The following is a 26,542-nucleotide window of genomic DNA, read 5'->3' on the forward strand; positions in this document are numbered from 1 at the left end:
CGGCCACAATGAATAAAATCAACCAACACAAAAGTACATTGGCACACTATTGAGTTCTCAAACATCGTTCGCACACCACAAACAAAATTAACCAAACGTTAACCTCTCTGCAGCGGCCCGAACAACCTTACCCAACAAGCTCAACCAAAGTCAAACCCGCCGAACAAACATTGCCCGAACATCTACCACCAGTTAACCTCCCGGCTACCTCGCGGCGACTCGGATAAATATACGCACACCCCCAACAAACAACAAATCCCCAGGTGACACACCGAAAAGGTGCGCCACATAGGGACGTCGCCAAGCAATGCTCCTTAGTAGAGCTCCTCCTCTTGAGTGCGCTCGATGGTGGCGCCCAAGGCCTGCAGGTTCTCCACAAAGTTGGGATAGCCGCGGTCGATGTGAAAGACATCGTGCACGGTGGTCGTCTCATCCGCACACAAAGCGGAGAGGACCAATCCGGCACCTGCGCGGATATCGGAGCTCCAGACATGCGTCGAGGACAGGCGCTCTTGACCGCGGATAACTACGTGGTGTCCATCCACCTGGGCATCAGCGCCAAGGCGGAGCATCTCATCGACGAACCGGAAACGAGACTCAAAGACATTTTCCGTGATGATGGATGTACCTTCCGCGACCGCGGAGAGCCCGATGGCAATCGGCTGAAGATCCGTGGGGAAGCCGGGGTACGGCAGCGTTTGGTAGTCCACAGCAGTTGGACGCCGGTCCATGCGCACGCGGAAACCATTGACATAGTCCTCGATATCCGCACCGGCGGACTTAAGCTTCTCCAACGGCAGGTGCAGGTGCTTGGGAGCAATACCGCCCACCGTGATATCCCCGCGAGTCATTACGGCAGCATATGCCCACGTACCCGCAACAATACGGTCACCGATAACCTCGTGCTCCGTCGGTTGCAGCTTGTCCACTCCCCGAATGGTGATGGTGGATGTCCCCTCCCCGGAGATGTCGGCGCCCATTTCCTTGAGCATCGTGCACAGGTCCACAATTTCCGGTTCGCGGGCCGCATTGTGGAGTTGGGTTTCGCCATCCGCAAGGACTGCAGCAGTAAGAATATTTTCGGTAGCGCCTACCGAGGGAAAATCGAGCTTGATGTTCGCGCCATGGAGTTGATCCGCCTCTGCTACAACGGCGCCGTGTTCGATGCGCGTGCTAGCGCCCATCTTCTCTAGCCCAGATTGGTGCATGTCCAGTGGGCGGGAACCAATGGCGTCGCCACCTGGCAAAGCTACCTTTGCGTGACCACAACGCGCCGTCAGCGGCCCCAATACACACACCGACGCGCGAAATTGGCGCACCGCATCGAAGTCTGCATTGGAATGCAACGTGGCCGGCGTGGTGATCTGCACGGTGTGGCCATCGATTTCCACTGAACAGCCAAGGCCTTCAAGGACCTTTCGCATCAGTGGAACATCAAGGATTTTAGGACAGTTGGTCAGCGTGGTGGTGCCCTCCGCCAACAGTGCCGCAGCCATCAGCTTCAGCACACTATTCTTGGCACCGTCCACCTTGACGGTGCCCTGCAGGCGCGCCCCACCGGAGACAATAAATTGGTCTTTCACGCCCACCCAACTTACCTACGATCAGGGCAACGCGCCTATACGACGGGCCGCATTAACCGCCTCATAGCGAGTATGTGCACCCAGTTTGCGCATGACAGAGCGCAAATAGGACTTCACCGTTTCGGCGCCAATACCCATTTCCTCGGCCGCCTCGACATTGGTATGCCCCAACGCCACGCAGGAAAGAACATCCAGCTCGCGAGCAGAAAGCTTGGTGGACTGCTTAACGCGCACCGGGGAGACCATCTGGTCGCAAAGAGCCTCTAGTTCCTTACGGAGGTCTTCATCGTTGACTCGGTTAGCCAACATGCGGAGCTTGGAGTGCGTTGAGCGCACCTGCTCCCACTCAGCCCCGTTCATCACGTGACCGCGAGCAGCGCCGCCCTTGCCTCCGTCGGCACGACGCAACGCGGAATTAACGGCCAGATCCTGCTCGAGGCACCGAGCGGTCATGGTGACTTCCTCGATTACCTTGTCGCCCAAGCGCACCGGCGAATGGACGCCAACATAGAGGACACCGCGGATTTCACGCTGAACGGTGACCGGCACCGCCACGATCGAATGCAGCCCCTCATCTTGGATATGGCGATCATTCTCATGGCTAATTGTGGTGGCACGAGTGTAGTCGGACACACCAACCGCGCGGCGAGTGCTGACAACGCGCCCGCCGACGCCCACGTTCGCGTCAATCACCAAATTCTGCAAGGCCGGGGTCCGCAGCCCTACCCACTGGGTAATCTGCAGGCGATTGTCCGGCAGCAAGGTCCCGTACATCGTGACGGGGATTCCCGTTGCGGTCTTTAGTGACGAGAGCGCTGCGCGTACGGCTTCGTCGTCATCCTTGAGTCGGTGCGGCTCCATGAGACTCTCTCTTACTCGGGGGTAACCAGCAGGTGCACCCACATTTCCCGCCTGAAACGGGGGTAGGCGAACACTATTTGCGAAGTATAACCGGCCGACGGGGGTAATTCTAAATCACGCCTCGCCCTCATGAGACGCCTCAAATCCCACATGCCATGCCCGAATGATCTGTTCAGAATCTATATACCACTTGGTCTATTGCCACGGTGTAGAGTGTCTGCTGTACATCAGAACTTATTTTCAAGGAGTCCACATCGTGGCTGTATACAACAATATTCTCGACACCATCGGCGGTACCCCGCTTGTCCGCCTCAACCGCCTGACCGAAGGCCTCGGCGCCGAGGTACTGGTGAAGGTTGAGTCTTTCAACCCCGCTAATTCCGTCAAGGATCGCATTGCCAAGGCGATTGTCGACACCGCCGTAGAATCCGGCGAGCTAAAGCCAGGCGGCACCATCGTTGAGGCCACCTCCGGCAACACCGGCATCGGCTTGGCACTCGTCGGTGCCGCCCAGGGTTACAAGGTCATCCTCACCATGCCGGAGACCATGTCCAACGAGCGCAAGGTACTGCTGCGCGCCTATGGCGCTGAAATCGTCCTCACCCCGGGCGCTGCCGGCATGAAGGGTGCTGTCGAGAAGGCCAACGAAATTATCGCTGAGACCCCCAACGCCATCCTGGCCTCCCAGTTCGCCAACGAGGCAAACCCGAAGATTCACGAGGCAACCACGGGCCGCGAGATCTGGGACGACGCTGAGGGCAAGGTTGACGCTTTCGTCGCTGGCGTCGGCACCGGCGGCACCGTCACCGGTGTGGGCCGCTACCTGCGTTTCCAGAACCCCGACACCTATCTGGTCGCCGTTGAGCCCGCTGACTCCCCCGTCCTCTCCGAGGGACACGCTGGCCCCCACAAGATCCAGGGCATCGGCGCCAACTTTGTCCCCGAGGTTCTGGACCGCGAGATCCTCAACGAGGTGCTCACCGCAACCACCGAGGAATCCGTTTCCACTGCCCGCAAGCTGGCCACCGAGGAAGGACTGCTCGTCGGCATTTCCTCCGGTGCCAACGTCTCTGCGGCACTCAAGCTGGCTGCGCGCGAAGAGTTCAAGGGCAAGACCATCGTCGTCGTCGCCCCGGACTTCGGTGAGCGCTATGTCTCCACCATCCTCTTCGAGGACATTCGCGAGGCCTAAGGAAAACGCTAACGTGGCTTTCCACGGGACGTCGCCAAGCACGGCGCCGTGGTGAGCCCTCCGAATAAAAGCGCCCTCTGTGCTAGGGGGCGCTTTTTCTTTCTAGATAGGATGGTTCGCATGCACATCTTGAAGATGATTCGTGAAGACCTCGCCAACGCGCGCGAGCATGATCCGGCCGCGCGCGGCGACGTCGAAAATGCCGTGGTCTACTCCGGCCTTCACGCCATTTGGGCGCACCGAATCGCCCACCGCATGTGGAAACGTGGATGGCGTGGGCCAGCCCGTATTTTGGCGCAGCTTAACCGCTTCTTCACCGGAATCGAGATTCACCCCGGCGCTACCATTGGCCGGCGCTTCTTCATTGACCACGGCATGGGGATCGTCATCGGTGAAACCGCCGAAATTGGCGATGGCGTCATGCTTTACCACGGCGTCACGCTCGGTGGTCAGGTGCTGACACAGACTAAGCGCCACCCAACAATTGAGGACAACGTCACCATTGGCGCGGGCGCTAAAGTGCTCGGCCCGATTACCGTCGGCCACGGCTCCGCTGTGGGTGCCAACGCCGTGGTGACAAAGGACGTGCCACCGGAGCACATTGCCATCGGTATCCCGGCCACCAACCGCCCGCGCAAGAAGGATGAGCGCATCAAGCTGGTGGACCCGGACTACTACATCTAATAGACCGTGCCCTTAAAGGCTGCCTTCACGGGCAGTCAGCCGCTGGTAATCGGGATTCTTCTCAATGAAGCGCGCCACGGCGCTGCACGTTGGAATGACTTGGCGGCCGGCCGTTGAGTCATCATCCAGTGCCGCTTTAATTAGCGGCTTGGACAGTCCTTGGCCCTGAAATGACTCGAAGATTTCCGTGTGCGTGAATTCGCGTGTGGTAGCGGAATCACTGTATTCGGCGAAGCCTGCTTCTTCCCCATCAACGGTGATGACGAAACGGGATTGATCGGTTTGGTGCGCAACTGAAGTAGTCATGCCGCCCATTAAACCAAAAAGAGCAACAAAAAAGCCCCTTCCAATGGAAGGGGCTGTCTTGTGGCCAGAGCCAGGATCGAACTGGCGACCCCACACTTTTCAGGCGTGTGCTCTACCGACTGAGCTATCTGGCCAGAAGCCACGAGGACTTCGGCGACCCTGACGGGACTTGAACCCGCGACCTCCGCCGTGACAGGGCGGCGCGCTAACCAACTGCGCCACAGGGCCATTTTCAATTATCTGTTGTGCGCTGGGCACGAATAAGTACTCTACACAAAGCTAGATAAGCACACCAAATCAGCATGTCATTCACCGTTTTCAGGGTGATGCAGCCCCTCAATACACACTGTCACCACAGCGCCTAGACCTATACAGATCTATGCGCCATTTGCGACGTTGCAGGAGCCTCCACACACCACCATAAAACGACACAAGCCCCGAGGCATATGTTCTATAAACAATGCTCCGAGGCTGAAATATGGCGACCCTGACGGGACTTGAACCCGCGACCTCCGCCGTGACAGGGCGGCGCGCTAACCAACTGCGCCACAGGGCCATAAGTATTTTCTTGTGCACCAACACAAAAGTGTTGGTACCCCCAACGGGATTCGAACCCGTGCCGCCGCCGTGAAAGGGCGGTGTCCTAGGCCGCTAGACGATGGGGGCCCGTTGCCTTGAGGCAACTTTGTAAAAATATACTGGAGACATCCTCACTTAACCAAATCGTCCTGGCAGAAAGGCAGAAAACCATGGCTGACCAGCGGGATACCTGTTCCTGTCACGAGCCGGGTGTGCACGGCTACAACTCCAATGATGAGCAGAAAGCAAAGTACTTGGCTCGCCTCAAGCGCATCGAAGGCCAAACCCGAGGCATCCACCGCATGATCGCGGAGGACCAATACTGCATCGACATCATCACGCAGATCTCAGCGGTTACTTCAGCGCTCGAGAACGTTTCCCTAGCGCTCTTGGAGGACCACATAGAACACTGTGTGGCGGGAGCAGCCGCCGAAGACGGACAAGTAGCCACAGAGAAGCTCGAGGAGGCCATGCGGGCCATCAGGAAGCTCGTTAAGAGCTAGCCCTGAACCCAGCCCTGCGCTTGGGCCCCAAAACAAAAAAGAGCCGCCCGAAGGCGGCTCTTTTTGTGGGCCCTGTGGGGATCGAACCCACGACCTGCGGATTAAAAGTCCGTAGCTCTACCAACTGAGCTAAAGGCCCAACGCTCACCTATCCTAGCCGGTGGCACCAAAGAAAAGGAAATGGCCCTCACCTTCAGCGGTAAGGGCCACAACCTTGCGGGTCTAAGACTTAGCCGCGCATGTCACCCTTCTCCATGAAGTTCACCTGGAAATCGAAGGCGGTCTTCAGATCGTGCGGGGTGTGCTGGAACTTGTTAGCCTTGGCGCGCTCGAAGTACTCCTCCAGCATCGGGCGGTAGTCCGGGTGAGCCACGGCGATGACCTTCTCCACGCGCTCCTTCGGGGCCAAACCGCGCAGGTCCGCAACGCCATACTCGGTGATGATGACCATGGTGTCGTGCTCGGTGTGGTCGGTGTGAGAAACGAAAGGCACGATGGCGGAGATAGCGCCGCCCTTGGCCACCGACGGGGAGACGAAGGTGGAGATGTAGGCGTTACGGGTGAAGTCACCCGAGCCGCCAGTACCGTTCATGATGCGGGAGCCGGAGACGTTGGTGGAGTTGATGTTGCCGTAGATATCGCCCTCAATCATGCCGTTGGAAGAAATCAGGCCCACGCGGCGAATAACCTCCGGGTGGTTGGATACCTGCTGCGGGCGCAGGATGATGTGCTTGGCGTAGCGATCAGCCTCAGCGTTCATCTTGTCCGCGTACTCCGGGGACAGGGCGAAGGAGGTTGCGGAGGCGACGGTCATCTTGCCAGCGTCGATAAGATCCAGCATGCCGTCCTGGATAACCTCGGTATAGGCCTGAATGTTTTCGAACTTGGAGTCCAACAGGCCTGCCATCACGGCGTTCGGGACGTTGCCCACACCGGACTGCATGATGAACTTGTCATACTCTAGGCGGCCGGCAGCAACCTCGCCCTCGAGGAACTCGATGAAGTTTGCAGCAATCTTCTCAGAAACCTCATCCGGGGCCTTGAACGGAGCGTTGCGGTCCGGGGCATTGGTCTTGACCACAGCCACGACCTTCTCCTCCGGAATCTCGATGTAGGTGGTACCGACGCGGTCAGCCGGCTTGGTAATCGGGATTGGCTGGCGGTTCGGCAGCTTCTCGATCTTGTAGATATCGTGCATGCCCTCGAGGTTGAGGGACTGCCACTCGTTGATCTCAATGATGATCTTGTCGGCGGCATCGATGTATTCGAGGTTGTTGCCCACGGCGGAGGACGGAACGATATTTCCGTTCTCATCAATACGAACGGCCTCAATAATGGCTACCTGGAAGTCACCGTAGAAGCCCTCTTCCACCTGCTGGCCAGAGTGCGAGAGGTGGATGTCCTGGTACAGGGCGGAGCCGTCGTTGAAGCGGCCGCGCAAAACCGGGTCAGAGTTATACGGAGAGCGGAAGCGGATGGCGTCTGCCTCAGCCAACACACCATCACAGTCCGGAGCGGTAGAGGCACCGGAGAAAACATCGATCTTGAACTCCTCGCCCGCCTCATGAGCTGCCTTCGCCTTCTCCGCGATGGCAGTCGGCAACGCCTTAGGGTAGCCAGCGCCGGTAAAGCCGGAGATTCCCACACGGTCACCGTGGTTGACGAACTTTGCGGCCTCGTCAGCGCTCATCACGAGCTTCTCAAACGGTGCGTATGCAATTCTCTCAGACATTAGTCCTCCTTTTATGTGCAGAAACGACCTACGTTACAGTCCTTTCCTGTTAGTTACATGCACCACACTAGCGAATCGGTGGAGGATTTACCGCACTCTGCCCCAAACTGTGTGCACCCCTCACTTTCCTCGTGAGAATTTGCCACCCCAGGCTCTTTCCGCGCACAATTGGCGGCGTGACTCTTGCTATCGGAAAAATCCAGCTCAACTCCCCCGTTGTCCTCGCCCCCATGGCGGGCGTGACCAACGTGGCCTTTCGCGTGCTGTGTCGCGAGCAAGAGATAGCGAAGACCGGCACCGTCTCCGGCCTTTATGTCTGCGAAATGGTTACCGCCCGCGCCTTGGTAGAGCGAAATCCCAAGACGCTGCACATGACCACTTTCGATCCACAGGAGAATCCGCGCTCGCTGCAGCTGTACACCGTCGATCCGGAGTACACCTACAAGGCGGCGAAGATGATCGTGGATGAGAATCTGGCTGACCACATCGATATGAACTTTGGCTGCCCGGTTCCCAAGGTCACGCGCCGCGGCGGAGGCTCCGCACTCCCCTATAAGCGCCGCCTCTTTGGCAACATCGTCGCCGCAGCGGTCAAGGCCACAGAGGGCACCGATATCCCGGTCACCGTGAAAATGCGCGTGGGCATCGACGAGGATCACCACACGCACCTCGACGCCGGCCGCATTGCGGTGGAAGAAGGGGCGTCGGCAGTCGCGCTCCACGGCCGTACCGCCGCGCAACGCTACTCGGGCCATGCGGACTGGAATGAAATTGCGCGCCTTAAGGAGCACTTGGCCCATACCGGTATCCCTGTCTTGGGTAACGGCGATATCTTCAAGGCCACGGATGCCCGCGCCATGATGGAACAAACGGGCTGCGACGGCGTCGTCGTAGGGCGAGGTTGTCTGGGTCGTCCTTGGCTCTTTGCGGAGCTCTCCGCCCACCTTCGTGGCGAGCCGGTGCCGGCCGAGCCCACGTTGGGTGAGGTCACGCAGATTATGATTCGCCACGCAGAACTGCTGGCGCAGCACGAGGGCGAGGACCAGGCCAGCCGCGATATCCGCAAGCACATCGGCTGGTACCTACGCGGTTTTCCCGTGGGAGGTCAGGTCCGTGCTGGCCTGTCCCGCGTGAACTCCCTCGACGCTCTCCGGGAGCTGCTCGAGCCGTGGGCTGATTCGCCTGCGCTTGCCGACGACGCCGATGGCGCCCGCGGACGCCAGGGATCCCCCGCCAAAGTGGTCCTTCCCGAGGGGTGGCTCGACGATCCGGAGGATGCAACCGTGCCGGAAGGCGCGGAGATTATGCATTCCGGCGGCTAGCCACGAAAATCCCCTTTTTGTGTCGCTCGACAGGCACTAGACCAAATGTTCAGCTAAAGTACGTGACATGCGCGCTGCCTACCGTGAACAGTTGGACAACTTTGCCCATGACCTCATCATCATGAGCACTGCGGTTCATAAGCTGATGACTCTTGCCTCTCAGGCATTAATCGAATCCTCCCTGCAACCAGCCGAAGAGGCCTTGTCGTTGCGCGATGAGTTGGATGAAGTCCGCTCGCGCTGCGAAGACCGTGCGGTGTCCCTTCTGGCCTTGGAAAACCCGATGGCCAAGGATCTGCGCCAGGTCATCGCATCCATCTATATTGTGGAAGATTTTTACCGCATGGGCCGCTTGTCTCAGCACATTGCCACCAGCGCCCGCCGCCGCCACCCTGAATCAGTTGTTCCGCCAGACATTATGGGCTATTTCGAGGAATACGCCCGCCTCGTTCTCGACATGTCCTTAGGCCTCAAAGACATCCTTATCACCCGCGATCCGGAGCTGGCGCTCCGTTTGACCGAGGACGACGACGCCGTCGATGACATCAACCAACACCTGCTTCGTATGTTGACGCAGCGGGAGTGGAAAGGAACGGTGCGCCAGGCCGTGGAAACCTCGCAGCTTTCGCGCTACTACGAGCGATTCGCCGATCATTGCGCAGCAGCTGCCGGCCGCATCATTTACCTGGCAACGGGTTTGGACCCCGACCGCTACATGCGCAAGCGCGATCAGGAGCAACGAGAGGCAGAGCTGGAGGCCCGCATGGCGGAGCTGGAGCGCCAGTTTCACCGCTAGCCCCTACCGCTCGCCACACCTAGCGCACAGTGCATGCACAAAGCCGGCACCTCTTCTAGACCTTTAGAAGAGGTGCCGGCTTTCGGCGCTGTCAGTGTTTAGCCGAAGCGCATGTTTAGCCGAAGCGGCCAGAGATGTAATCCTCGGTATCCTTCTTTGCGGGGTTTTCGAAGATCTTCGTGGTGTCATCGAACTCCACCAGGTGGCCAGGACGGCCGGTGGCTTCCAGGGAGAAGAAGCCGGTCTTGTCCGACACGCGGGCTGCCTGCTGCATGTTGTGGGTAACGATAACGATGGTGAAGTTTTCCTTCAGCTCATGGATCAGGTCCTCCACAGCCAAGGTGGAAATCGGGTCGAGCGCCGAGCAGGGCTCGTCCATCAGCAGGACTTCCGGCTCCACGGCAATCGCGCGAGCAATGCACAGACGCTGCTGCTGTCCGCCGGACAGGCCGCCGCCCGGCTTGTCCAGGCGGTCCTTAACCTCATCCCAAAGGTTGGCGCCGCGCAAGGACTTCTCGGCGACTTCCTTCAGCTTCTTCTTGTTCTTCTCGCCGGACAGCTTCAGGCCGGCAACAACGTTATCCTCAATGGACATCGTCGGGAACGGGTTGGCCTTCTGGAAGACCATGCCGATGGTGTTGCGAACGGAAACCGGATCGACCTTGGGCCCGTAGATGTTCTGGCCGTCCAGGAGAATCTCACCCTTGACATAAGCACCAGGGATGACCTCGTGCATGCGGTTCAGGGTGCGCAGGACTGTGGACTTACCACAACCGGAAGGGCCGATGAAGGCAGTCACGGCCTTCGCCGGGATCTGCATGTTGACGTTCTGTACGGCGTGGAAGTCACCGTAGTAGATGTTCACGTCGTTGAGCTCAAGCTTGGACATGAGTAGTGCTCCTATGGGGTAGGTAGAAAGTGAATACGGTTACTTCTTGACGGAGAACTTCGCCGAAACGATGCGCGCGCCAATGTTGAGAATCGCGATGAGGAGAACCAACGTAAGGGCGGCACCCCACAGCTTGTCCAAGACGGCCGGATCAGCGCCGGACTTGTACATATCCAGCATCATCAACGGCAACGAGGACTGCGTACCCTTGAGTGCGTCCCAGTTGATGGAGGAGGTGGAGCCCACCAACACCAGCACCGGCGCGGACTCACCCATGATGCGGGCCACGGCCAACATGATGCCGGTGACGATGCCGGACAGTGCAGTCGGTAGAACGATGCGTGCGATGGTCTTCCACTTCGGCACACCGAGAGCATAGGAAGCCTCACGCAGATCCATCGGGACCACGCGGAGCATCTCTTCGGTATTGCGGACCACAATCGGAATCATCAGGAGCACGAGCGATAGCGCCACCGCCATACCGGAACGCTTGAAGCCGAACAGAGTAATCCACATGGCGAAGATGAACAGGGCCGCAACAATGGAAGGCACACCGGAGAGGATGTCCACCATGAAAGTAGTAAGGCGGCTGAGCGTTCCACCGCGGGAGTACTCCACCAGGTAAATCGCGGTGAAGATGCCGATCGGAACGGAAATGACGGTCGCGATGACGGTCTGCACAAAGGTACCGATAATAGCGTGGAGCGCACCGCCGCCGGCCTCGGTATCAAGGATTCCGCGCTGGGAGTGGGTCCACCATTCGGGGTTCAGGATAGCGCCCGAACCGCGAGAAATGAGCTCAAAGAGAACCCACAACAGCGGGATCATGGCGATGATCATCGTTGCCCACACGAGAACGGTGGCAACAGTATTGGTGGTCTTTCGGCTCGAGGAGATATCCAGGAAGGTCGGGCCGGAAGATGCCGGGACAGAGTTGGAAGTTGTAGTCGTAGTCATCTCTGAGCCCTCCTTACTTGCTCTTCACGATGGAACGGGCAATAGCGTTGACCAAGAAGGTCAGAAGGAACAGCATGAGGCCTGCGGCGATATACGCACCGGCACGCATCTCATTACCGAACTCAGCAGCCGCCAGGGCGATGGCCGTTGCGAAGGTGGTACCGCCGTCGAACAGCGAGAAGCGGAAGTCCACCAGCGGGGAGACAACCATGTACAGCGCCATGGTCTCACCCAGCGCACGGCCCAGTCCCAGCATCGAGCCGGCGATGTAGCCGGACATACCGAAAGGAAGGACCGTCATGCGGATAACTTCCCAGCGGGTGGCGCCGAGTGCCAAGGCGGACTCGATCTGACCGGGAGGGGTCTGCACAAAGACTTCGCGGGCGGTGGCAGCGATGATCGGCAGGATCATCACCGCCAGAACAATGCCACCGGTGAGGACGTTGCGGCCCGTCGCAAAGTTCGGGGAGTTGTCGTAGACCTTGAAGAGGAAGAAGCCACCAGCCCAGGAGTGCAGCCAGGTGTAGAAGCCGGACAGCGCAGGGCCGAGCACCTGCCAGCCCCACAGGCCGTACACGATGGATGGCACGGCGGCGAGCATGTCTACCAAGAATCCCAACGGCTTGACCAGCTTGGCCGGCGCGTAATTGGACAGGAAGATGGCAATGCCGAGCGCGACCGGCATCGCGATGATGAGAGCCACGATGGAAATCAAGACGGTGTGACCGAACATGGTCGGTATACCGAACTTCATAGCATCGGTGTCGTTGGTCTCCCAACGGTCACCGTAGGTGAAGAAGCCCAGAATGCCACCCTCATTGACGGACAGAGAAGGAACCGCACGCCAGATCAGGAAGGCCGCAATGGCAGCGATCATCACCGTAATCAGCGTTGCGGACGCAGTGGACAGGAATTCAAAAATGCGATCACCAGGGCGTTTCACACCGGACTTGACGGCGGGCGTAGAGGTGGCGTCCGCCTCGGACGCATGCGCGCTAGGGCGAGTCGCTGAAACGGCATCCTCCTTCACGGACGACGCTGTGGTGAGATTGTTGTCTGCCATGAGACTAGGGAATCCTTTTCAACGGAAACAATGAAAATACGGGACATGCTGCCGCCCCCAAAGCGCTCGTGAAGGGCGGGTTGGGGGCGGAAGTGTGTGTTCAAACGGACACTACGGGGGTTCAAAGAAACCCGCGTAGTAACGCGCTCTTACTGGATAGCCTCGACGGCTGCCTTCAGGCGATCCAGGTGGTCACCGGAAACCGGGATGAAGCCTGCCTTCTCCAGTTCCTCGGACTGATTGTCCAGGACGGTGTTGAAGAAGGCCTTCACCAGAGCGGAGGTCTCCTCGTCGTAGCCAGCGGAGCAGACGATGTTGTAGGTGGTCAGGATGAGCGGGTAAGCGCCCTCATCCTTGGAAGCAAAGAGCTTGTCGGAGTCAACGACCATGTCGTGCTCGGAGTTGGTCTCCTTGAAAGCGAGGTGGTCGAGAGCGACACCGACGGACTCAGAGCTGAGCTCAACCGGGCCGTTGCCGAAGTCAATCTTGGCAATCTTGACGCCATCGGCTTCCTTCTGGTGAGCGTAGCCAGCCTCAACGTAGGTGATGGCGCCCTCGATGGAGGCAACCTGGTCAGCCACACCGGAGGAACCGTTAGCACCCTCACCAACAGAATCCGGGAACTGCTTGCCTTCGCTGTCCCAGTTGCCGGTAGCGGACTTCAGGAACTTCTGGAAGTTATCGGAGGTACCGGACTCATCAGAGCGGAAGATAACGGTGATGCTCTTGTCCGGAAGGTCGGTGCCCTCGTTCTCAGCCTTGATGGCGTCATCGTTCCACTTGGTGATCTCGCCCTTGAAGATCTTGGCGAGGGTTTCGGTGGAGAGGTTGACCTCGGTGTCACCCAGGTTGTAGGCGATGGCGACGGGGCCAATGGTCGTCGGCAGGTGCCATGCGTCGTTGCCACCGCAACGCTCCTTGGCGGCCTCAACCTCGCCCTTATCTTCCTTCAGAGCGGAGTCAGAACCGGCGAAGTCAACGGTGCCGCCGTTGAAAGCCTTCACACCAGCGCCGGAGCCGGAAGAAGTGTAGGAGAAGTTAGCATCCGGGTATGCCTCCAGGAATGCCTTCTCAAAGACGGACATAGCGGACTTTTGGGAGGATGCGCCCTCACCAGAGAGGTCGCCGGAAACCTCTGCCCCATCGGAGCCGCCTTCAGCGGAGCCAGATTCGTTGGACTCAGAGCAGGCAACGAGAGCGGTGGAGGTGGCGGCGACGATGCCGAAGATAGCGGCGGTGCGCTTGAAGTTGCGGATCACGGGAAACCTTTCCGGTGCGGATACAAGAGAATGATTGTCCGAGCAAATCGCCCTCTACTCTTCTTTGAGCGATCTTCTTGAGACGAGCGCGATTAACTCACGTGTTGTAAAGCTATACAGGGCGGGTTAACCCCACAGGGATCAAGAGATGAACAATCGGTGAACTTGTACCAAAAGCCGGTGAGGCTAGTCACTTTTCGCCCAGACGCAGTGTTCCTCAGCGATGCCAAAGCCCAAACGCTCGTAGGCCTTTACCGCCGGAGCGTTATCAGCCTCGACATACAAAATGACCTTGTCCGCGCCTTTAGCCGCCATGCGCTGCAGCCCAGCGCTCAGCAGCGGTCCACCGAGCCCGCGCCCGCGATAGTCCTCACCCAATCCCACAACATAGACCTCACCGAAGGCTGGGGTAGCCTCGTCGTGCCACTTCAGCCAGTGGAAGCCGGCCATTACCGGGCGGTCGTGGGAGTCATTCGAAGAATCCCACAGGAAAAGCACGTCGGCAGGATCGAACCACTCTGCCTCCATCCCGCGGTGCAGACGCTCCAGATCCCAGCCTCCTTGTTCCGGGTGCCACGAGAAGGCCTCGTTGTTCGTGCGTACCCATTCCGACTCGACGTGCTCACGCCCGAAACGCTCCACCGACTCTGTGTACGTATATATCTCTAGCTCTTCTACCGTTGCCGGCGCATCCTCGGCCGCGCGCAAGTCCTTCCCTTCAATCGCCATGACAAGCAGGCGCCTGACGACGTCCAACTCGTTGCGCTTCGCCAGCGCTTGCGCAGCGGGAAGATTGCCATGGGCCCAGATTTGGGGGGAGGTTGGGAGGGCGTCGACAAGCGCCTGCCCTACCCCTCGCCCACGGTGGTCCATGCCAACAAATAGCTCTACAGTCTGCCCATCGAGGGCAGCCACGCCAGCTACCGCACCATCCTCAATTGCGAGAAGATGATGGTGCCCAAGGCGTTCATCCCTGAGCCCTAAAAGAAACTGCTCGGAGAGGGGCGCAACGCCGTCGTGAGCTTCAGCAGCAGTGGCCAGCTCCTCCACGCGCTGGGCCACATCTGGGTTCTGTGGCAGAGTCTTGGTCTCAATATTCATGCTTCCCACCCTACGTGCGGTAGTAATAGAGGGGTGACTGTCATCTACCTCAACCGCACTGCCGTACGCCTTGCCGCCGTTGCGGGTGTGGCCCTGACAGCATGGCTGGCGGATTCAGCGGTGGCGATGCACGCGGAACACACCGTGGCCCAGAAAGCAAAAGCCAGCTCCCAGTTGGAAAACACCCCGAATGTCTACATCGGCGGCGTCCCCTTCTCCCTTGCCGCGCTAACCAAAGAGATTCCATACCTGGAGGTCAACTCCTCCGACGTGGAAGTTCCGAAACTCGGCATGGTCAATGCCTCCACAACGCTGCGCGACATCACAATTGACCCCGAGCAACTCTTCAGCGGCGAACTGGAAGGCTCACCGGTATCCACCTATACGCGCAGTATCAACCTCGACGGAGTGGCCTTGGGCCGCATGCTGGGTATTACTGACCTCTCCATTGCCAACCCCGATAATATGTCCCCTACCGGCGGGCCCTCCGCCGAGGCTGAGCTCACCGGCACGCTGCCGGGGGATGCCACCAAGTCCACCGCGACGGTGACACTGCGCCTCGTCGGCACAGAGTTTCGCATGAGTGTCTACGGGACGGATGACGAACGCTTGAAAAAGGCTTTCGGCCTGGTCTTGGACACACGCCAACTCCCGTTGCCTTCTCAAGCCACCTCCGTGAAACTACACGGCGGCTCCATCACCTTCGAGGTACAGCGACGCAACATTACGCTGAAAACGGCACAGCTCTCCCCGCTGGAGATCGATGGTTCGGAGGAGAAGGCCGTCGAGGATGCCGCGCAAAAAGCGCAAGACACCGCCAACGAAGTGGGCAGCGCGCCGACGACGCCGCCGAGCTGGCGCCAAAACAGGCAGAACTAAGCCGATGCAAAACTAAGCCGACGGTGCACCAGCGGTACCCGCACCGCAGACTTGTTACTACCGCCGGCTACTTAATACGGATGAGATCTCGCAGGACTCGGCGGAAGCTGCGGTGAATGGGCGGGGCTGGGTCGATGGGAGCAAAGACTTCCAGCGCGTCTGCTTCCGACTCCAAGTGCACCTCCGTAAAGGTGCCTTCCGACTCCCCGTCCGCTTGGAAGCGGTGCGGCTTGGGGCAGACCAGGTCCACCTCAACGGCATCCTCAAAATGCAGCGTGCGGGCATCCGTGACCTTATTCAACCAGTGACGGTGATCCACGCCGAACAGGTGGAGAACGCCCACGAGACCATCAATCCCGCCGAGGTCCGACACACCAAAAAGGCCAAGCCCCTGATCGAAGGAATTGCGCGGATTAGTCACCACCGGCAGCGGCCCCAGGAAGGTCCACGGGTTGGTGTTGGAGGTGAACATGACGGGAACGTCATCGGCCGCGAAGGTTTCGCCCGAGCTCGAGCGCGCACGCACATTAATGCGCGGTGGGCGGATGCGGGCGCGCTGATAGGCCTGAAAGGCCACCGCCAGGTAGCGCAGCGGGGTGGCTGAAAAGCCCATCTCCCGTGCACGGTCCACGCGAGCCAGCACGTCTGCATCCAGCCCGAAACCAGCATTGACCGCAAACCACCGGTCATTCCACATACCCAACGACACGGTGCGGCGGGTGTTTCGCTCCAGCATCCTAGCCAGCACGTGTGCAGCCTCGACAGGGGTATTGGGGAAACCAAGGGCGCGAACGAAGACGTTTGCTGAACCAGTAGGGATCACCGCTAGCGCCGGGATCTCCTGGGGGCTAGGGCGCTGTGCGGAATTCGCCGGGCCGAGCAACCCGTTGACGATCTCATTGACCGTGCCATCGCCGCCGAAGACCAGGATGACGTCAAAGTCCTCCCGGGTCATACCGCGCACCATGTCTTCCGCGTGGCCCGGGTAGTGCGTGAAGCGAGCGAGCAGCTGCAACCCATCCACCTCCCGAATGACGGGCAAAACCTCTCGGAAGAGAGCCGCATTCTGGCTCGTAGAATTAGGGTTTGAAATCAGCAAAGCGCGCATGGCTCCCTAGACTACTGGAGCCTAGTGGTTTCCGCGGCGCTGCCACGACTACGCTGGGGCAGCATGAGCGAACAGACAAATAGCGAGAAAAACACGGAAAACACCCACCCGGAGAACACCAAGGTAGACGGCAACGCGGCCGTCAACCAGGCAGCGGAGGCATGGAAGGATGCAGCCTCCCGCAACATTCCCACCGTTGATGTAGCAGATAATCCCCTGCCGGATGAGACGGCGAACTTGCGCCAGGGCCCGTCGCTGCACGATGGTCTGCTCGGGCTTCTCCCCCTCGTCGGTGTATGGCAAGGGGAAGGCCAAGCCCACAGCACCGACGGTGAACAGTACGCCTTTGGCCAGCAGCTCATCATCGCCCACGACGGTGAGAATTACCTGACCTATACGTCCCGCACCTGGAAGATTGATTCCGAGGGCAACCCGGTTGGCCCCGATGTCCGCGAGTCCGGGTTCTGGCGCATCTCACTCAAGGACGAGATTGAGATGACCTATACCTCGTCCAACGGCATCAACGAAATCTTCTATGGTTCGCTGTTTAACGAGCGCGCCTGGCAGCTCGAGTCCGCGTCCACGATGGTCACCGAAACCGGCCCCGCCAACCTCGGCCCCGGCAAGCGCATGTATGGCCTCATGCCGAACAACAACCTCGGCTGGGTGGATGAGCGGCTTGTCGACGGCGAAATGCGCCCTTACATGTCCGCCGAGCTCACCCGTGTGGCTGGCTAACTAGCAATGCGGCGAAGTTAGCGTGCCAGGGCGGCGTCGATCAGCGCGCGTATCTTCTCCGCGTTCGCCGGCGCCTTGAGCTTCTTTTCATTCAGGCGCGTCACACGCACCGCAGTGCGCACCGAGGAGACGAGCCACACTGAGTCAGCCTCCTCGAGGTAGCGCAGATTCAGCTCCTTCGCCTTGCAGCGATATCCCTGTTCAGAGGCATACTCAAAAAGCGCAGCTTGCGTGGTGCCAGGCAGTATTCCCTTGCCCGCCGGAGTGCGCAGCTTTGTACCCTTGACCGCCACCACGGTGGAGGTGGCCCCTTCCAAGACCAGCCCCGTATCGGGATCGGTAAAAATCACATCATCAAATCCACGCTCGCGGGCCAGGCGCAGCGTGGCCATCGTGGCCGCATAATTCAGCGTCTTCGCCGGCAACTCTTCCGCCACCTGCCACAGACGCGGCGTGCTCATCACCTTGACGCCGGTATCACGCTGCGCCACAACGTCATCCGGAATCTCCTGAACCACCACCCATGCCGTGGGCACCCCAGTCGAGGCCCGCCCGCGGGTATAGGTCCACGTGCACTTGGCCTCTCGCGCTAAACCGTCCTCGCCTTCCCCGGCGGCGGGACCACAATAGTCCGCGATGGCCAGCTCGGTGGCTTCTTTCCACTTGTGGATGGGTGGCTCCGGAAGATCGAGAGCACGCGCGGAATGCCGGAAGCGCTCCGCGTGGCGATGAAAATTGGCCGCCTTGCCGTCACGCACGAGGAGGGACTCGAAGATACCATCACCGCGTGTGACCGCAGCATCGTCCCAATAGACCAACGGTAGGTTCGGCATATGACGCCGCACCGACCCTCCAAACGGTTCCACGACGTAGATGACCGGCTCTTTCCTACGCTGAAGGCTCATAGACCCGATTATGCCCTACCATCGGAGGGCGTGAGTTATACTTCGCCACTTCTTTCCCGGCCCGGGGCCGCTGAGTTCCAGGGCACCACGCTTGTCGACGTCTCCGGTATCCCCTGGCATTACGGCAACCCCCTCGTGGAGCAGCGCGCGGTGGAGACAGGTTCCGCCATCATCGACCGTTCCCAACGCCGGGTCATTGCCGTTTCCGGGCCCGATGCCCGGGCTTTCCTGCACAACCTCCTGAGCCAGAAGCTCGATGACGTGGACGCCGGATTCTCTGCCGGCGCCCTTGATCTAGACATGCAGGGCCACGTCCTACACCACATCGACCTGTCCTTCGACGGGGAAACCTTCTACCTCGATGTGCCACCGGCCCAGTTCGAATCTTTGCGGGACTTCCTCACCGCCATGATTTTCTGGTCCCAGGTCACCGTGAAGGAAGCGGACGCGGCGATCATCACCGTGCTGGGCAAGCCGCTACAGAAGCCTTCCAGCGCCGTGATGGAGCGCTGCGTGCACTGGCCGGGCTGCCCGCGCCAGGATTTCCTCGTGCCGCGGGGTGAGCTGGAGACAGCAGTCGCAGAGTTGGAAAAGCAGGGCGGAAGTTTAGCGGGGCTCATGGCCTACACCGCTGAACGAGTGCGCGCACGCGAACCAGAATTGGCCGCTGACCTCGATGCGAAAACCATCGCCCACGAGGTTCCCCAGTGGATCCGACGCAGCGATGATAACCCCGCGTTCGTCCACTTGGAGAAGGGCTGCTATCGCGGGCAGGAGACGGTCGCGCGCGTAGAGAACCTCGGGCGCTCTCCGCGCTTATTGGTCATGCTGTACCTCGATGGCTCCGCTCCGGAGCTCCCCGTAAGCGGAGCGGATATTTCACTTGGGGGACGGCGCGTCGGCAAGCTCGGCACCGTGGTCGAGGATTGCGATTACGGCCCCATCGCGCTTGGTCTAGTGAAACGCAGCGCCCTCAACCACGGGGATCTGAGCATTGGTCCAGTGGCGGCATCGGTCGAGCCGGACTCCATCCCCGCCGACGAGGGCCCCAAGGCCGGACGCGCCGCTGTGGACCGGCTGCGCGGAAAATAGTGGCGAAATGCACACTGCCCGTTGGCCGCGGGCTAGCGCACTTTTCCACGCACCACTGGGGGGTAGTTCGGAATTTTTTCTTCACACAGGCTATGGTGTCTTACAGGAACATACACATATCTGACTAAGACGATGGGGCGGCCAAGAATCCCTGGACCGCCCTACACACCTCAAGGGGGTCATGCACATGGGACGCGGACGCGCAAAGGCAAAGCAGACCAAAGTTGCACGCCAGCTGAAGTACAATTCGCCCGAGATGGATCTGGATTCGCTCCAGCGTGAGCTCGCCTCACAGAACTCCAAGCGTTCCCACGATGAGGACGAAGACCAATACTCGGAGTACGCGGATTACGAGGACTACGCAGATCGCTGGGACTCGGATGAGTGGGATGAGGATGATTCCGACGCGCGCTAGGCGCGCGAGTCACTGTCCCACCCTGTACATCACTTAAGCGAAAGGCCGGAGCCGTCTCCCCCTCTTCTTAAGGGGAAGCGCCTCCGGCCTTGTTCCTTTTCTCAGGACTTAGAACCCTGGGTGCTCGCCGGTCATGACAACGCGCGGCTCGCCCTCTTCGGCAGCACGAACGGTGCCCAGTTCCCACGCCTCCACGTGGCGGGCGGTCATCATAGCCAATGCTCGCTCGCGATCCTCCGGCGCAACGACGGCGATCATGCCAACGCCCATGTTGAAGGTCTTCTCCATCTCCTCGAGGGCAACCTTGCCCACCGAAGAAATGGTCTTGAAGATCTGGCCCGGAGTCCACGTCGAGCGGCTCACCTCAGCGCTCAGGCCCTCCGGGATGACGCGCTCTAGGTTTCCGGCAAGGCCGCCTCCGGTGACGTGGCAGAAGGTAGACACCGCGCACTCCGATGTCAGCGCCAGGCAGTCCTTGGCGTAGATGCGGGTAGGCTCCAGAAGTTCCTCGCCGAGGGTGCGACCTAAGTCCTCCATGTAGCCGTCGAGCGGCAGACCCGCCTGCTCCAGGAGCACGTAGCGCGCCAAGGAGTAGCCGTTGGAGTGCAGGCCGGAGGACTTCATGGCGATGAGAACGTCGCCTTCGCGCACCTTGTCCGGGCCGAGCAGCTCATCAGCCTCTACAACGCCAACCGCAGTAGCGGAGACATCGTATTCATCCTTGCCCATCACCCCTGGGTGCTCGGCGGTCTCGCCGCCGAGGAGCGCTGCACCAGCCTGGACGCAGCCCTCAGCAATGCCCTTAACAATCTCCGCTACCTTTTCCGGCACTACCTCGCCCACGGCGATGTAGTCCTGCAGGAAGAGCGGCTCAGCGCCGCACACGACAAGATCGTCCACGCACATGGCGACGAGGTCGATGCCGATGGTGTCGTGCTTGTCCATGGCTTGGGCCACAGCCAGCTTGGTGCCTACTCCATCAGAGCCAGCCGCAAGGACCGGTTCTTTGTACTCCCCCAACTTGAATAGGCCGGCGAATCCGCCGAGCCCGCCGATAACCTCGGGGCGGGTGGCGCGCTTGGCGTGGGGGGTGATTAGCTCTACTGCGCGGTCGCCTTCCTCAATGTTGACGCCGGCGGCAGCATACGTGTTCTCGCTCATGAGTGACTTAGTCCTTATTCGTTAGTTGTCGTCGAGCCCTGCAGGGTGCGCACGGCCTCAGCATTGGGGTTTCCGGCAGGCAGTCCGAGTGGGTACTTACCGTCGAAACATGCGCAGCACAGTTCGTTGCGCGGCTGTTGAGTAGCCGCCACCATCTCATCGGTGGAGACAAATCCCAGCGAATCCGCGCCAATCGCGGTGCAAATGGTCTGTGCTACCTCTTCCGGATCATCGGAAGGGTTGGCGTTGGCAATGAGCTCGCCTGGGGAGGCGAAGTCGATGCCGTAGAAGCACGGCCACTTCACCGGCGGGGAGGCGATGCGCACGTGGACTTCGGCAGCACCGGCTTCCCGCAACATCCGGATCAGCGCGCGCTGCGTGTTACCACGCACGATTGAATCATCCACCACGACGATGGACTTGCCTTCAATGACCTCCCGCAGCGGGTTGAGCTTGAGGCGAATGCCCATCTGGCGCTGGGACTGCGTGGGCTGGATGAAGGTGCGGCCCACATAAGAGTTCTTCACCAAGCCGTGCGCGAAGGTCAGCCCGGATTCGCGGGCATAACCGACGGCAGCCGGGTTGCCGGACTCGGGAACGGGGATCACCATGTCCGCATCGGGTGCCGGGTACTGGCGCGCTAGGCGCCGCCCAATTTCCACGCGCGTGGCGTTGACAGAACGGCCCTTGATATTCGTATCGGGCCGAGCTAGATAGACATATTCAAAGACACAGCCATGGCGCTTGGTCTCGGCGAAGCGCTCGGAGCGGATTCCGGTCTCATCGATGGCAACGAGCTCGCCCGGTTCGATCTCCCGGATAAACTGCGCGCCGACGATGTCGAGCGCACAGGTCTCACTGGCTACCACCCAGCCGGTAGTGAGGCGGCCGAGGGCAAGCGGACGCACGCCATGTGGGTCACGCGCCGCATACAGGGTGTGCCCGTCCGTAAAGGTCAGGCAGTATGCACCCTTCACCGTGGGCAACAATTGCAGGGCCGAATCAAAGACGGTGTTGTCCTCGTTGACGCCGTCCGCCAACAAGATGGACAAGCACATGGAATCCGAGACGGACTCTTCCTGCGGCTTGATCAGCCCACGCCGCACGGCCTCTGCGCGCAGTTCCAGGTAATTTACTAGGTTTCCGTTGTGGCCGAGCGCGATGTCAACACCGCTGGGCGACGTCCCGAACATCGGCTGCACATTCGACCATTCCTTGCCGCCTGCAGTGGAATAACGCGTATGGCCGACGGCCACGTTTCCATGCAGCGAGCTCAGGATGGATTCATCGAAGACATTGGAGACAAGGCCCATTTCCTTAAAGACGACGATGCGATCATCATCGCCCACCGCGATACCGGCGGCCTCCTGTCCGCGGTGTTGGAGGGCGAAAAGCCCGAAGTAGGTTAGCTTCGAAACCTCTTCTCCTGGTGCCCAAACACCGAAGACTCCGCATTCTTCGCGGGGTTCCGGATCCAGGCTGGGATCCGTCGACAAGGGCTTAGTCATGCTCTGGACGTGTTCAGCTACCACGGCGCCAATCCTAGCTGTTTGGGCCTGTGAAAACTAACGGAATCACGGGCAAACAGGCTGCGATGTCGTGGGAGCGGGATCCGGAGGCGTCTACGCGGCCAGCGTTAAGCGCCTGCTCCCAGCCAATGACTCCCGTGGCCAGCTGCAACCATGTCAGGGGATCCATCTCCACCACATTCGGAGGGGTACCCCGGGTATGCCGGGGACCAGCGATGCACTGGACTGCCACGAATGGGGGGACCCGCAACTCCACGGAATGTCCCGGCGCGTCCGCCTCCACTAGGCGGGCCGTAGTGCGGGTGGCCTTTGCCAGAGCAGAGCGACCTGGTTTTTCGGTCCTCTCAGGGTCACGGATCCACTCCGCCACCGCTTCGACGGCAGCACGGGTGGTGGCGGCATCAACGGCCTTTTTCATACGCTATGCACACTCCCTGATACTTTGTTATCCATGTCACCAACCATGCCACCAAGCTCCTCGGAAGAAAAGAAGCCTGTCCCGACCGGGAAGTCCCCCTCCATCACGCTGCGGTTTATGGCCGCCCCGACAGATCTCACCATCGCCGGCGCCCAAGGCATTGGCGGCGGTCGCGTTTTGGAATGGATCGATAAGGCCGCCTATGCGTGCGCGGTTCAATGGTCCGGTACCTACTGCGTGACGGCCTACGTGGGCCACATCCACTTCACGCGCCCAATTCCTTCGGGCCACTTGGTGGAGGTACGCTCGCGCATCGCGATGACGGGGCGGTCCTCCATGCACATCGTCAACGAGGTGCTCTCCGCCGACCCGCGCGATGGCATCTTCACGCGCGCCTGCGACTGCCTCGTCATCTTCGTGGCCAAGGACACCGAGACCGGAAAGTCGATGGCCGTTCCGCCGCTCGTTCCGGATTCCACTGAGCACCAGCGCGTATGGGAGGCCGCGGAATCCCGCATCGAGCTGCGCAAAGCCATCGAAGCGGAGATGGAAAAGCAGACTTATGACGGCCCGTCCGACGCTCCCCGCATGGTCAACCGCTTCTTGGCCAAGCCCACCGACGTCAACTGGGGCGGCAACGTCCACGGCGGCACCGCCATGGAATGGATTGATGAGGCGGGTGCCGCCTGCACCATGGAGTGGTCCGGCGAGCACACCGTCGCGGTCTATGCCGGCGGAATCCGCTTCTACCGGCCAATCCATATTGGAGATCTCATCGAGGTGGATGCCCGCATGATGCGCACGGATACCCGCTCGATGCAGATGTCCGTCCACGTGCGCTCGGGCAACCCGCGCGGCGGCCGCGAAAAACTGGAGACCGCCATCCACGCCACAGTCTCCTATATGGCGATGGACGCTGACTGGCAGCCGCTGGCTGCCCGCCAATTCACTCCCCGCACCGAGGAAGACAAGCGCCTCTGGGAGCACGCCGGCATCCTCCGCGGCCTGCGCGGCAAGTACTCCCCGAAGCCACTGGTGGTGGCACCAAAGCACCAACACGTGGATTAGCCGGTGGATGAGCCAGAGGCTCATCCACCGGGCCGCGCCTACTCTAGAGGCTCAACCCGGCACGCCACGTGGAGGGAGCTTGGGTCCTTGGCCTTGCGCAAGGTGACGGTGCGGGCTCCGATCTCACTGTTTGTGGCGACGCTCGGAGCCACAAACACTCCCGTGGTCGCCGGAAGGATGACGGGCTTGTAGAAGTCCGCGCTGATGCGCACAGCACCGGGGAGGGTGCCGTCGAGCACCGACAGCATGCGAGCGTGCGTGTACATGCCGTGCGCGATGGGCGCGGGGAATCCGAAGAGTTTGGCACCCACCGTGGACACGTGAATGGGGTTCTTATCGCCCGATGCCGCGGCATAGACGCGGGTGCTTTCGGGGCTAAATCGCAGCGTTGCCGTAGGCGTTCCCGCCTCATCGCCGGGGAAGTCGAGGAAGCGCTCGGCCTCCGGACGTGTTCTCACTTGGCGCGGGGTGTCCTTCGTAAACTTCGCCCCCTGGCCGAGGAAGACTGATGTCTGGCGCCAGATCTCCTCGCCGCCAACGCTGTACGTGGTCACCATATCGATGACCAACCCTTTGCGGTGCGGGCGCAGGTTTTCCGCGTGCACCGCGATGTCACAGCGCTCGTCGACGCGCAGCGGGCGTTTCTGCTCAATGCGGTTGGACAGATGCACCACGCCCACAGCTGGGAACGGAAAGTCCGGTGCTGCCATGACCTTAATGGCGAGCGGGAAGGCCAGCGCGTAGAGATAGGTAGCAGGCAGCTCGTTGCTCAGCCGCAGGCCCGTGGCCTGGCAGTAGCGAGCCAGGTGCTCGGTGTCGACGCCTACACTGTCGACGCGGTACGCGGTCTGCGGGTCCTCAACCTTGCGCTTGCCCGCCCCCAGCCCGGGGATGGGGACCGCACCCAGCATGAGGCTGCGGTAGAGCGCAGGAAGATCCGGAATCTCGTTGAGTGTGGTGACGTTCATTTAGGCTCCCATGAGGTTCTGACCGCAGACGCGGACGGTGTTGCTGCTCACCGCCGCGGAGGCCGGCGAGGCGAAGAAGGCGACGGTCTCCGCGACGTCGACAGGCAAACCGCCCTGTTGCAGTGAGTTCAGGCGGCGGCCGATCTCGCGCGGCCCGGTCGGCATCGCCGCGGTCATGGCGGTTTCAATAAAGCCCGGCGCCACGGCGTTGATGGTGGAGCCGTTCTCCGCCAACACTGAGCGCAAGGAATCAACGAGGCCAATGATGCCTGCCTTGGTCGTGGCGTAGTTGGTTTGGCCGCGGTTGCCGGAAATGCCAGCCATAGAGGACACACCAATCACTGCAGCACCCGGCGCAAGGGAACCGGATTCCAAGAGGCTTTCGGTAATGCGAACCGGCGCCAAAAGGTTAACAGCAAGAACAGAGTCCCACTGGCCTTCATTCATGTTGGCCAGCAGCTTGTCACGGGTAATTCCGGCGTTGTGGACGATGACGTCAATGGCTCGACCGTGGCGCTCCTGCGCGTGCTGGGCAATCTTGTCCGCAGCTTGGGGGTCGGTGACGTCGAGAGGCAGCGCGGTGCCCTTGACCTTGTTCGCGGTCTTGGCCAAATGCTCGCTGGCCTGCGGAACGTCGATGCAGATGACGCTCGCACCATCGCGCGCCAGCACCTCAGCAATGGTGGCGCCGATGCCACGGGCAGCACCGGTCACCACCGCCAGCCGCCCGTCGAGCGGCTGCTCCCAGTTCTGCGCTTCGCCATTGGCTGCGGGTGAATCGTGTCCCTGGGCGCTGACGCGCACAACCTGCCCGTCCACGAAGGCCGACTTGCCAGAAAGGAAGAAGCGGAGCGTGGACTCCACCTCTGCGGTGGCAGCAGGGTCTGCCCAGACCAGGTTCACGGTACCGCCCTTGCGCATTTCCTTGGCCAGGGAACGGGTGAACCCTTCGAGTGCACGGGCGGCAATGCGGGCGTCGATAGTGTCCGCAGCTTCCGGGGTGGTACCGATGACCACCAAGCGCGCGCACGGCAGAAGGTTGCGCATCTGCGGGTTGAAGAAGTCATAGAGCTCACGCAGCTGCTCTGGGGTCTCCAGGCCGGTGGCGTCGAAGACGAGGGCGGCCCGCTTCGCCTCCGCGGAAGCATTGATGACCTGGTAGTCCACGGCTAGCTGAGAACTCAGAAACTCAGCGATGCGCCCCTGGCCGCCAATGACGATGGGGCCATCGAGCGCTGGTTCCCCAGCCTTGTGGCGGCGCAGGGGATGACCTTGGGGTACTCCTGCTTTGGCGGCGAGCGGTGAGTTGATGAGCTTCTCAGCAATTGTGACGTTCGGCATAGGCTGGCATGTTCCTTTCTCGATTCTTCACAACCTTGCGAGCTTTGTTGAGCTGGTTGCAAGGTTAGTTAATTGAGTGATAGAACTAACAAT

26 protein-coding genes and 5 tRNA genes are annotated in these 26,542 nt (G+C 60.4%); 10 read left to right on the forward strand and 21 right to left on the reverse strand.

Translation table 11 applies throughout. The features are described from left to right. Nucleotides 1-314: 314 nt before the first annotated feature. Nucleotides 315-1,583, reverse strand: a complete 1,269-nt coding sequence (gene murA / locus ACUY3D_RS11375; RefSeq protein WP_070523021.1) for a UDP-N-acetylglucosamine 1-carboxyvinyltransferase — start codon at nt 1,581-1,583, stop codon at nt 315-317. Between the two features lie 21 nt (nt 1,584-1,604). After that, nucleotides 1,605-2,444 carry an acetate metabolism transcriptional regulator RamA gene (gene ramA / locus ACUY3D_RS11380; RefSeq protein ID WP_070522991.1) on the reverse strand — a complete coding sequence of 280 codons (840 nt, stop codon included), beginning with the start codon at nt 2,442-2,444 and terminating at the stop codon, nt 1,605-1,607. Between the two features lie 253 nt (nt 2,445-2,697). Between ramA and cysK the strand changes: the two genes are divergently transcribed. Together cysK and epsC are read left to right on the forward strand one after the other, a co-directional pair. Then, nucleotides 2,698-3,636 carry a cysteine synthase A gene (cysK, locus tag ACUY3D_RS11385; protein WP_527249347.1) on the forward strand — a complete coding sequence of 313 codons (939 nt, stop codon included), beginning with the start codon at nt 2,698-2,700 and terminating at the stop codon, nt 3,634-3,636. A gap of 120 nt (nt 3,637-3,756) precedes the next feature. Beyond that, a complete protein-coding gene (gene epsC / locus ACUY3D_RS11390; RefSeq protein WP_070522984.1) occupies nt 3,757-4,320 on the forward strand; it encodes a serine O-acetyltransferase EpsC in 564 nt (187 codons plus the stop codon). Nucleotides 4,321-4,332: 12 nt separating this feature from the next. Here the strand turns inward: epsC and ACUY3D_RS11395 are convergent, their stop codons facing one another. The 5 genes from ACUY3D_RS11395 to ACUY3D_RS11415 form a co-directional block, all read right to left on the reverse strand. Beyond that, nucleotides 4,333-4,635, reverse strand: a complete 303-nt coding sequence (locus tag ACUY3D_RS11395; protein WP_070522980.1) for a GNAT family N-acetyltransferase — start codon at nt 4,633-4,635, stop codon at nt 4,333-4,335. 52 nt (nt 4,636-4,687) lie between these two features. After that, nucleotides 4,688-4,760: transfer RNA gene (locus ACUY3D_RS11400), tRNA-Phe, on the reverse strand. 20 nt (nt 4,761-4,780) lie between these two features. After that, a tRNA-Asp gene (locus ACUY3D_RS11405) sits at nt 4,781-4,854 on the reverse strand. A 251-nt stretch (nt 4,855-5,105) separates the two neighbouring features. Next, nucleotides 5,106-5,182: transfer RNA gene (locus ACUY3D_RS11410), tRNA-Asp, on the reverse strand. A 34-nt stretch (nt 5,183-5,216) separates the two neighbouring features. Continuing rightward, nucleotides 5,217-5,292, reverse strand: a tRNA-Glu gene (locus ACUY3D_RS11415). Nucleotides 5,293-5,375: 83 nt separating this feature from the next. Here ACUY3D_RS11415 and ACUY3D_RS11420 point away from each other — a divergent pair. Then, entirely contained in the window at nt 5,376-5,708 is a 333-nt protein-coding gene (locus ACUY3D_RS11420; RefSeq protein ID WP_070563984.1) for a metal-sensitive transcriptional regulator, read from the forward strand. Between the two features lie 66 nt (nt 5,709-5,774). Here the strand turns inward: ACUY3D_RS11420 and ACUY3D_RS11425 are convergent. Both ACUY3D_RS11425 and scpC read right to left on the reverse strand, forming a co-directional pair. Further along, a tRNA-Lys gene (locus ACUY3D_RS11425) sits at nt 5,775-5,847 on the reverse strand. Nucleotides 5,848-5,937: 90 nt separating this feature from the next. Beyond that, a complete protein-coding gene (gene scpC / locus ACUY3D_RS11430; RefSeq protein WP_070522973.1) occupies nt 5,938-7,440 on the reverse strand; it encodes a succinyl-CoA:acetate CoA-transferase ScpC in 1,503 nt (500 codons plus the stop codon). A 176-nt stretch (nt 7,441-7,616) separates the two neighbouring features. Between scpC and dusB the strand changes: the two genes are divergently transcribed. Beyond that, entirely contained in the window at nt 7,617-8,762 is a 1,146-nt protein-coding gene (gene dusB, locus ACUY3D_RS11435) for a tRNA dihydrouridine synthase DusB (RefSeq protein WP_070522970.1), read from the forward strand. Nucleotides 8,763-8,829: 67 nt separating this feature from the next. Then, a complete protein-coding gene (phoU, locus tag ACUY3D_RS11440; RefSeq protein ID WP_070623131.1) occupies nt 8,830-9,558 on the forward strand; it encodes a phosphate signaling complex protein PhoU in 729 nt (242 codons plus the stop codon). 115 nt (nt 9,559-9,673) lie between these two features. Here the strand turns inward: phoU and pstB are convergent, their stop codons facing one another. From pstB to mshD, 5 genes are all read right to left on the reverse strand, one after another. Then, the gene (gene pstB / locus ACUY3D_RS11445; protein WP_070532392.1) at nt 9,674-10,447 is read right to left on the reverse strand and encodes a phosphate ABC transporter ATP-binding protein PstB; all 774 of its coding nucleotides are present in this window, start codon (nt 10,445-10,447) and stop codon (nt 9,674-9,676) included. Between the two features lie 39 nt (nt 10,448-10,486). Continuing rightward, complete coding sequence (gene pstA, locus ACUY3D_RS11450; protein ID WP_448241136.1) at nt 10,487-11,404, reverse strand: phosphate ABC transporter permease PstA; 918 nt, start codon at nt 11,402-11,404, stop codon at nt 10,487-10,489. Nucleotides 11,405-11,417: 13 nt separating this feature from the next. After that, the gene (pstC, locus tag ACUY3D_RS11455; RefSeq protein WP_070522957.1) at nt 11,418-12,467 is read right to left on the reverse strand and encodes a phosphate ABC transporter permease subunit PstC; all 1,050 of its coding nucleotides are present in this window, start codon (nt 12,465-12,467) and stop codon (nt 11,418-11,420) included. 149 nt (nt 12,468-12,616) lie between these two features. Continuing rightward, complete coding sequence (gene pstS, locus ACUY3D_RS11460; protein WP_448241137.1) at nt 12,617-13,726, reverse strand: phosphate ABC transporter substrate-binding protein PstS; 1,110 nt, start codon at nt 13,724-13,726, stop codon at nt 12,617-12,619. Nucleotides 13,727-13,912: 186 nt separating this feature from the next. Continuing rightward, nucleotides 13,913-14,827: a mycothiol synthase gene (mshD, locus tag ACUY3D_RS11465; protein ID WP_448241138.1), complete on the reverse strand. Its 915-nt coding sequence runs from the start codon at nt 14,825-14,827 to the stop codon at nt 13,913-13,915. A gap of 33 nt (nt 14,828-14,860) precedes the next feature. Between mshD and ACUY3D_RS11470 the strand changes: the two genes are divergently transcribed. After that, complete coding sequence (locus tag ACUY3D_RS11470; protein ID WP_448241139.1) at nt 14,861-15,706, forward strand: LmeA family phospholipid-binding protein; 846 nt, start codon at nt 14,861-14,863, stop codon at nt 15,704-15,706. 67 nt (nt 15,707-15,773) lie between these two features. Here the strand turns inward: ACUY3D_RS11470 and ACUY3D_RS11475 are convergent, their stop codons facing one another. Next, nucleotides 15,774-16,814, reverse strand: coding sequence for a diacylglycerol/lipid kinase family protein (locus ACUY3D_RS11475; RefSeq protein ID WP_070532383.1), 1,041 nt, complete (start codon nt 16,812-16,814; stop codon nt 15,774-15,776). A 63-nt stretch (nt 16,815-16,877) separates the two neighbouring features. Here ACUY3D_RS11475 and ACUY3D_RS11480 point away from each other — a divergent pair, with 63 nt between their 5' ends. After that, on the forward strand, nt 16,878-17,552 hold the full coding sequence (locus ACUY3D_RS11480) for a heme-binding beta-barrel domain-containing protein (RefSeq protein ID WP_070522940.1): 675 nt from the start codon (nt 16,878-16,880) through the stop codon (nt 17,550-17,552). A gap of 17 nt (nt 17,553-17,569) precedes the next feature. On the opposite strand, the gene ACUY3D_RS11485 is transcribed toward ACUY3D_RS11480, so the two are convergent. Further along, nucleotides 17,570-18,457, reverse strand: a complete 888-nt coding sequence (locus ACUY3D_RS11485; protein WP_070522936.1) for an aminodeoxychorismate lyase — start codon at nt 18,455-18,457, stop codon at nt 17,570-17,572. A gap of 30 nt (nt 18,458-18,487) precedes the next feature. Here ACUY3D_RS11485 and ygfZ point away from each other — a divergent pair, with 30 nt between their 5' ends. Continuing rightward, nucleotides 18,488-19,549, forward strand: coding sequence for a CAF17-like 4Fe-4S cluster assembly/insertion protein YgfZ (ygfZ, locus tag ACUY3D_RS11490; RefSeq protein WP_448241140.1), 1,062 nt, complete (start codon nt 18,488-18,490; stop codon nt 19,547-19,549). Between the two features lie 187 nt (nt 19,550-19,736). Further along, the gene (locus tag ACUY3D_RS11495) at nt 19,737-19,964 is read left to right on the forward strand and encodes a DUF3073 domain-containing protein (protein ID WP_070532434.1); all 228 of its coding nucleotides are present in this window, start codon (nt 19,737-19,739) and stop codon (nt 19,962-19,964) included. 108 nt (nt 19,965-20,072) lie between these two features. Here the strand turns inward: ACUY3D_RS11495 and purM are convergent, their stop codons facing one another. From purM to ACUY3D_RS11510, 3 genes are read right to left on the reverse strand one after another with little or no spacing between them, the layout of a single operon-like run. Beyond that, nucleotides 20,073-21,125, reverse strand: a complete 1,053-nt coding sequence (purM, locus tag ACUY3D_RS11500; protein ID WP_070623108.1) for a phosphoribosylformylglycinamidine cyclo-ligase — start codon at nt 21,123-21,125, stop codon at nt 20,073-20,075. 14 nt (nt 21,126-21,139) lie between these two features. After that, nucleotides 21,140-22,633 carry an amidophosphoribosyltransferase gene (purF, locus tag ACUY3D_RS11505; RefSeq protein WP_269948774.1) on the reverse strand — a complete coding sequence of 498 codons (1,494 nt, stop codon included), beginning with the start codon at nt 22,631-22,633 and terminating at the stop codon, nt 21,140-21,142. Nucleotides 22,634-22,667: 34 nt separating this feature from the next. Beyond that, nucleotides 22,668-23,072, reverse strand: coding sequence for a sterol carrier family protein (locus tag ACUY3D_RS11510; protein ID WP_070522921.1), 405 nt, complete (start codon nt 23,070-23,072; stop codon nt 22,668-22,670). 33 nt (nt 23,073-23,105) lie between these two features. Between ACUY3D_RS11510 and ACUY3D_RS11515 the strand changes: the two genes are divergently transcribed. Further along, complete coding sequence (locus ACUY3D_RS11515) at nt 23,106-24,140, forward strand: acyl-CoA thioesterase (protein WP_070522918.1); 1,035 nt, start codon at nt 23,106-23,108, stop codon at nt 24,138-24,140. A 38-nt stretch (nt 24,141-24,178) separates the two neighbouring features. Here the strand turns inward: ACUY3D_RS11515 and ACUY3D_RS11520 are convergent, their stop codons facing one another. Continuing rightward, nucleotides 24,179-25,108, reverse strand: coding sequence for a MaoC/PaaZ C-terminal domain-containing protein (locus tag ACUY3D_RS11520; RefSeq protein ID WP_269948762.1), 930 nt, complete (start codon nt 25,106-25,108; stop codon nt 24,179-24,181). Beyond that, nucleotides 25,109-26,449, reverse strand: coding sequence for a 3-oxoacyl-ACP reductase (locus tag ACUY3D_RS11525; protein WP_448241141.1), 1,341 nt, complete (start codon nt 26,447-26,449; stop codon nt 25,109-25,111). Nucleotides 26,450-26,542 lie beyond the last annotated feature (93 nt).

The sequence above is a fragment of the Corynebacterium guaraldiae genome (assembly GCF_053480195.1).

Bases quoted from the DNA above. Each gene is read 5' to 3' on its own strand.
- ramA (WP_070522991.1), bottom strand. From the start codon at position 2,444: ATGGAGCCGCACCGACTCAAGGATGACGACGAAGCCGTACGCGCAGCG.
- ACUY3D_RS11480 (WP_070522940.1), top strand. From the start codon at position 16,878: ATGAGCGAACAGACAAATAGCGAGAAAAACACGGAAAACACCCACCCG.
- ACUY3D_RS11520 (WP_269948762.1), bottom strand. From the start codon at position 25,108: ATGAACGTCACCACACTCAACGAGATTCCGGATCTTCCTGCGCTCTAC.
- phoU (WP_070623131.1), top strand. From the start codon at position 8,830: ATGCGCGCTGCCTACCGTGAACAGTTGGACAACTTTGCCCATGACCTC.
- ACUY3D_RS11395 (WP_070522980.1), bottom strand. From the start codon at position 4,635: ATGGGCGGCATGACTACTTCAGTTGCGCACCAAACCGATCAATCCCGT.
- ACUY3D_RS11515 (WP_070522918.1), top strand. From the start codon at position 23,106: ATGTCACCAACCATGCCACCAAGCTCCTCGGAAGAAAAGAAGCCTGTC.
- ACUY3D_RS11510 (WP_070522921.1), bottom strand. From the start codon at position 23,072: ATGAAAAAGGCCGTTGATGCCGCCACCACCCGTGCTGCCGTCGAAGCG.
- ACUY3D_RS11475 (WP_070532383.1), bottom strand. From the start codon at position 16,814: ATGCGCGCTTTGCTGATTTCAAACCCTAATTCTACGAGCCAGAATGCG.
- purM (WP_070623108.1), bottom strand. From the start codon at position 21,125: ATGAGCGAGAACACGTATGCTGCCGCCGGCGTCAACATTGAGGAAGGC.
- ACUY3D_RS11485 (WP_070522936.1), bottom strand. From the start codon at position 18,457: ATGAGCCTTCAGCGTAGGAAAGAGCCGGTCATCTACGTCGTGGAACCG.
- epsC (WP_070522984.1), top strand. From the start codon at position 3,757: ATGCACATCTTGAAGATGATTCGTGAAGACCTCGCCAACGCGCGCGAG.
- ACUY3D_RS11495 (WP_070532434.1), top strand. From the start codon at position 19,737: ATGGGACGCGGACGCGCAAAGGCAAAGCAGACCAAAGTTGCACGCCAG.
- purF (WP_269948774.1), bottom strand. From the start codon at position 22,633: ATGACTAAGCCCTTGTCGACGGATCCCAGCCTGGATCCGGAACCCCGC.
- ACUY3D_RS11420 (WP_070563984.1), top strand. From the start codon at position 5,376: ATGGCTGACCAGCGGGATACCTGTTCCTGTCACGAGCCGGGTGTGCAC.
- pstB (WP_070532392.1), bottom strand. From the start codon at position 10,447: ATGTCCAAGCTTGAGCTCAACGACGTGAACATCTACTACGGTGACTTC.
- pstA (WP_448241136.1), bottom strand. From the start codon at position 11,404: ATGACTACGACTACAACTTCCAACTCTGTCCCGGCATCTTCCGGCCCG.
- mshD (WP_448241138.1), bottom strand. From the start codon at position 14,827: ATGAATATTGAGACCAAGACTCTGCCACAGAACCCAGATGTGGCCCAG.
- pstC (WP_070522957.1), bottom strand. From the start codon at position 12,467: ATGGCAGACAACAATCTCACCACAGCGTCGTCCGTGAAGGAGGATGCC.
- scpC (WP_070522973.1), bottom strand. From the start codon at position 7,440: ATGTCTGAGAGAATTGCATACGCACCGTTTGAGAAGCTCGTGATGAGC.
- ACUY3D_RS11525 (WP_448241141.1), bottom strand. From the start codon at position 26,449: ATGCCGAACGTCACAATTGCTGAGAAGCTCATCAACTCACCGCTCGCC.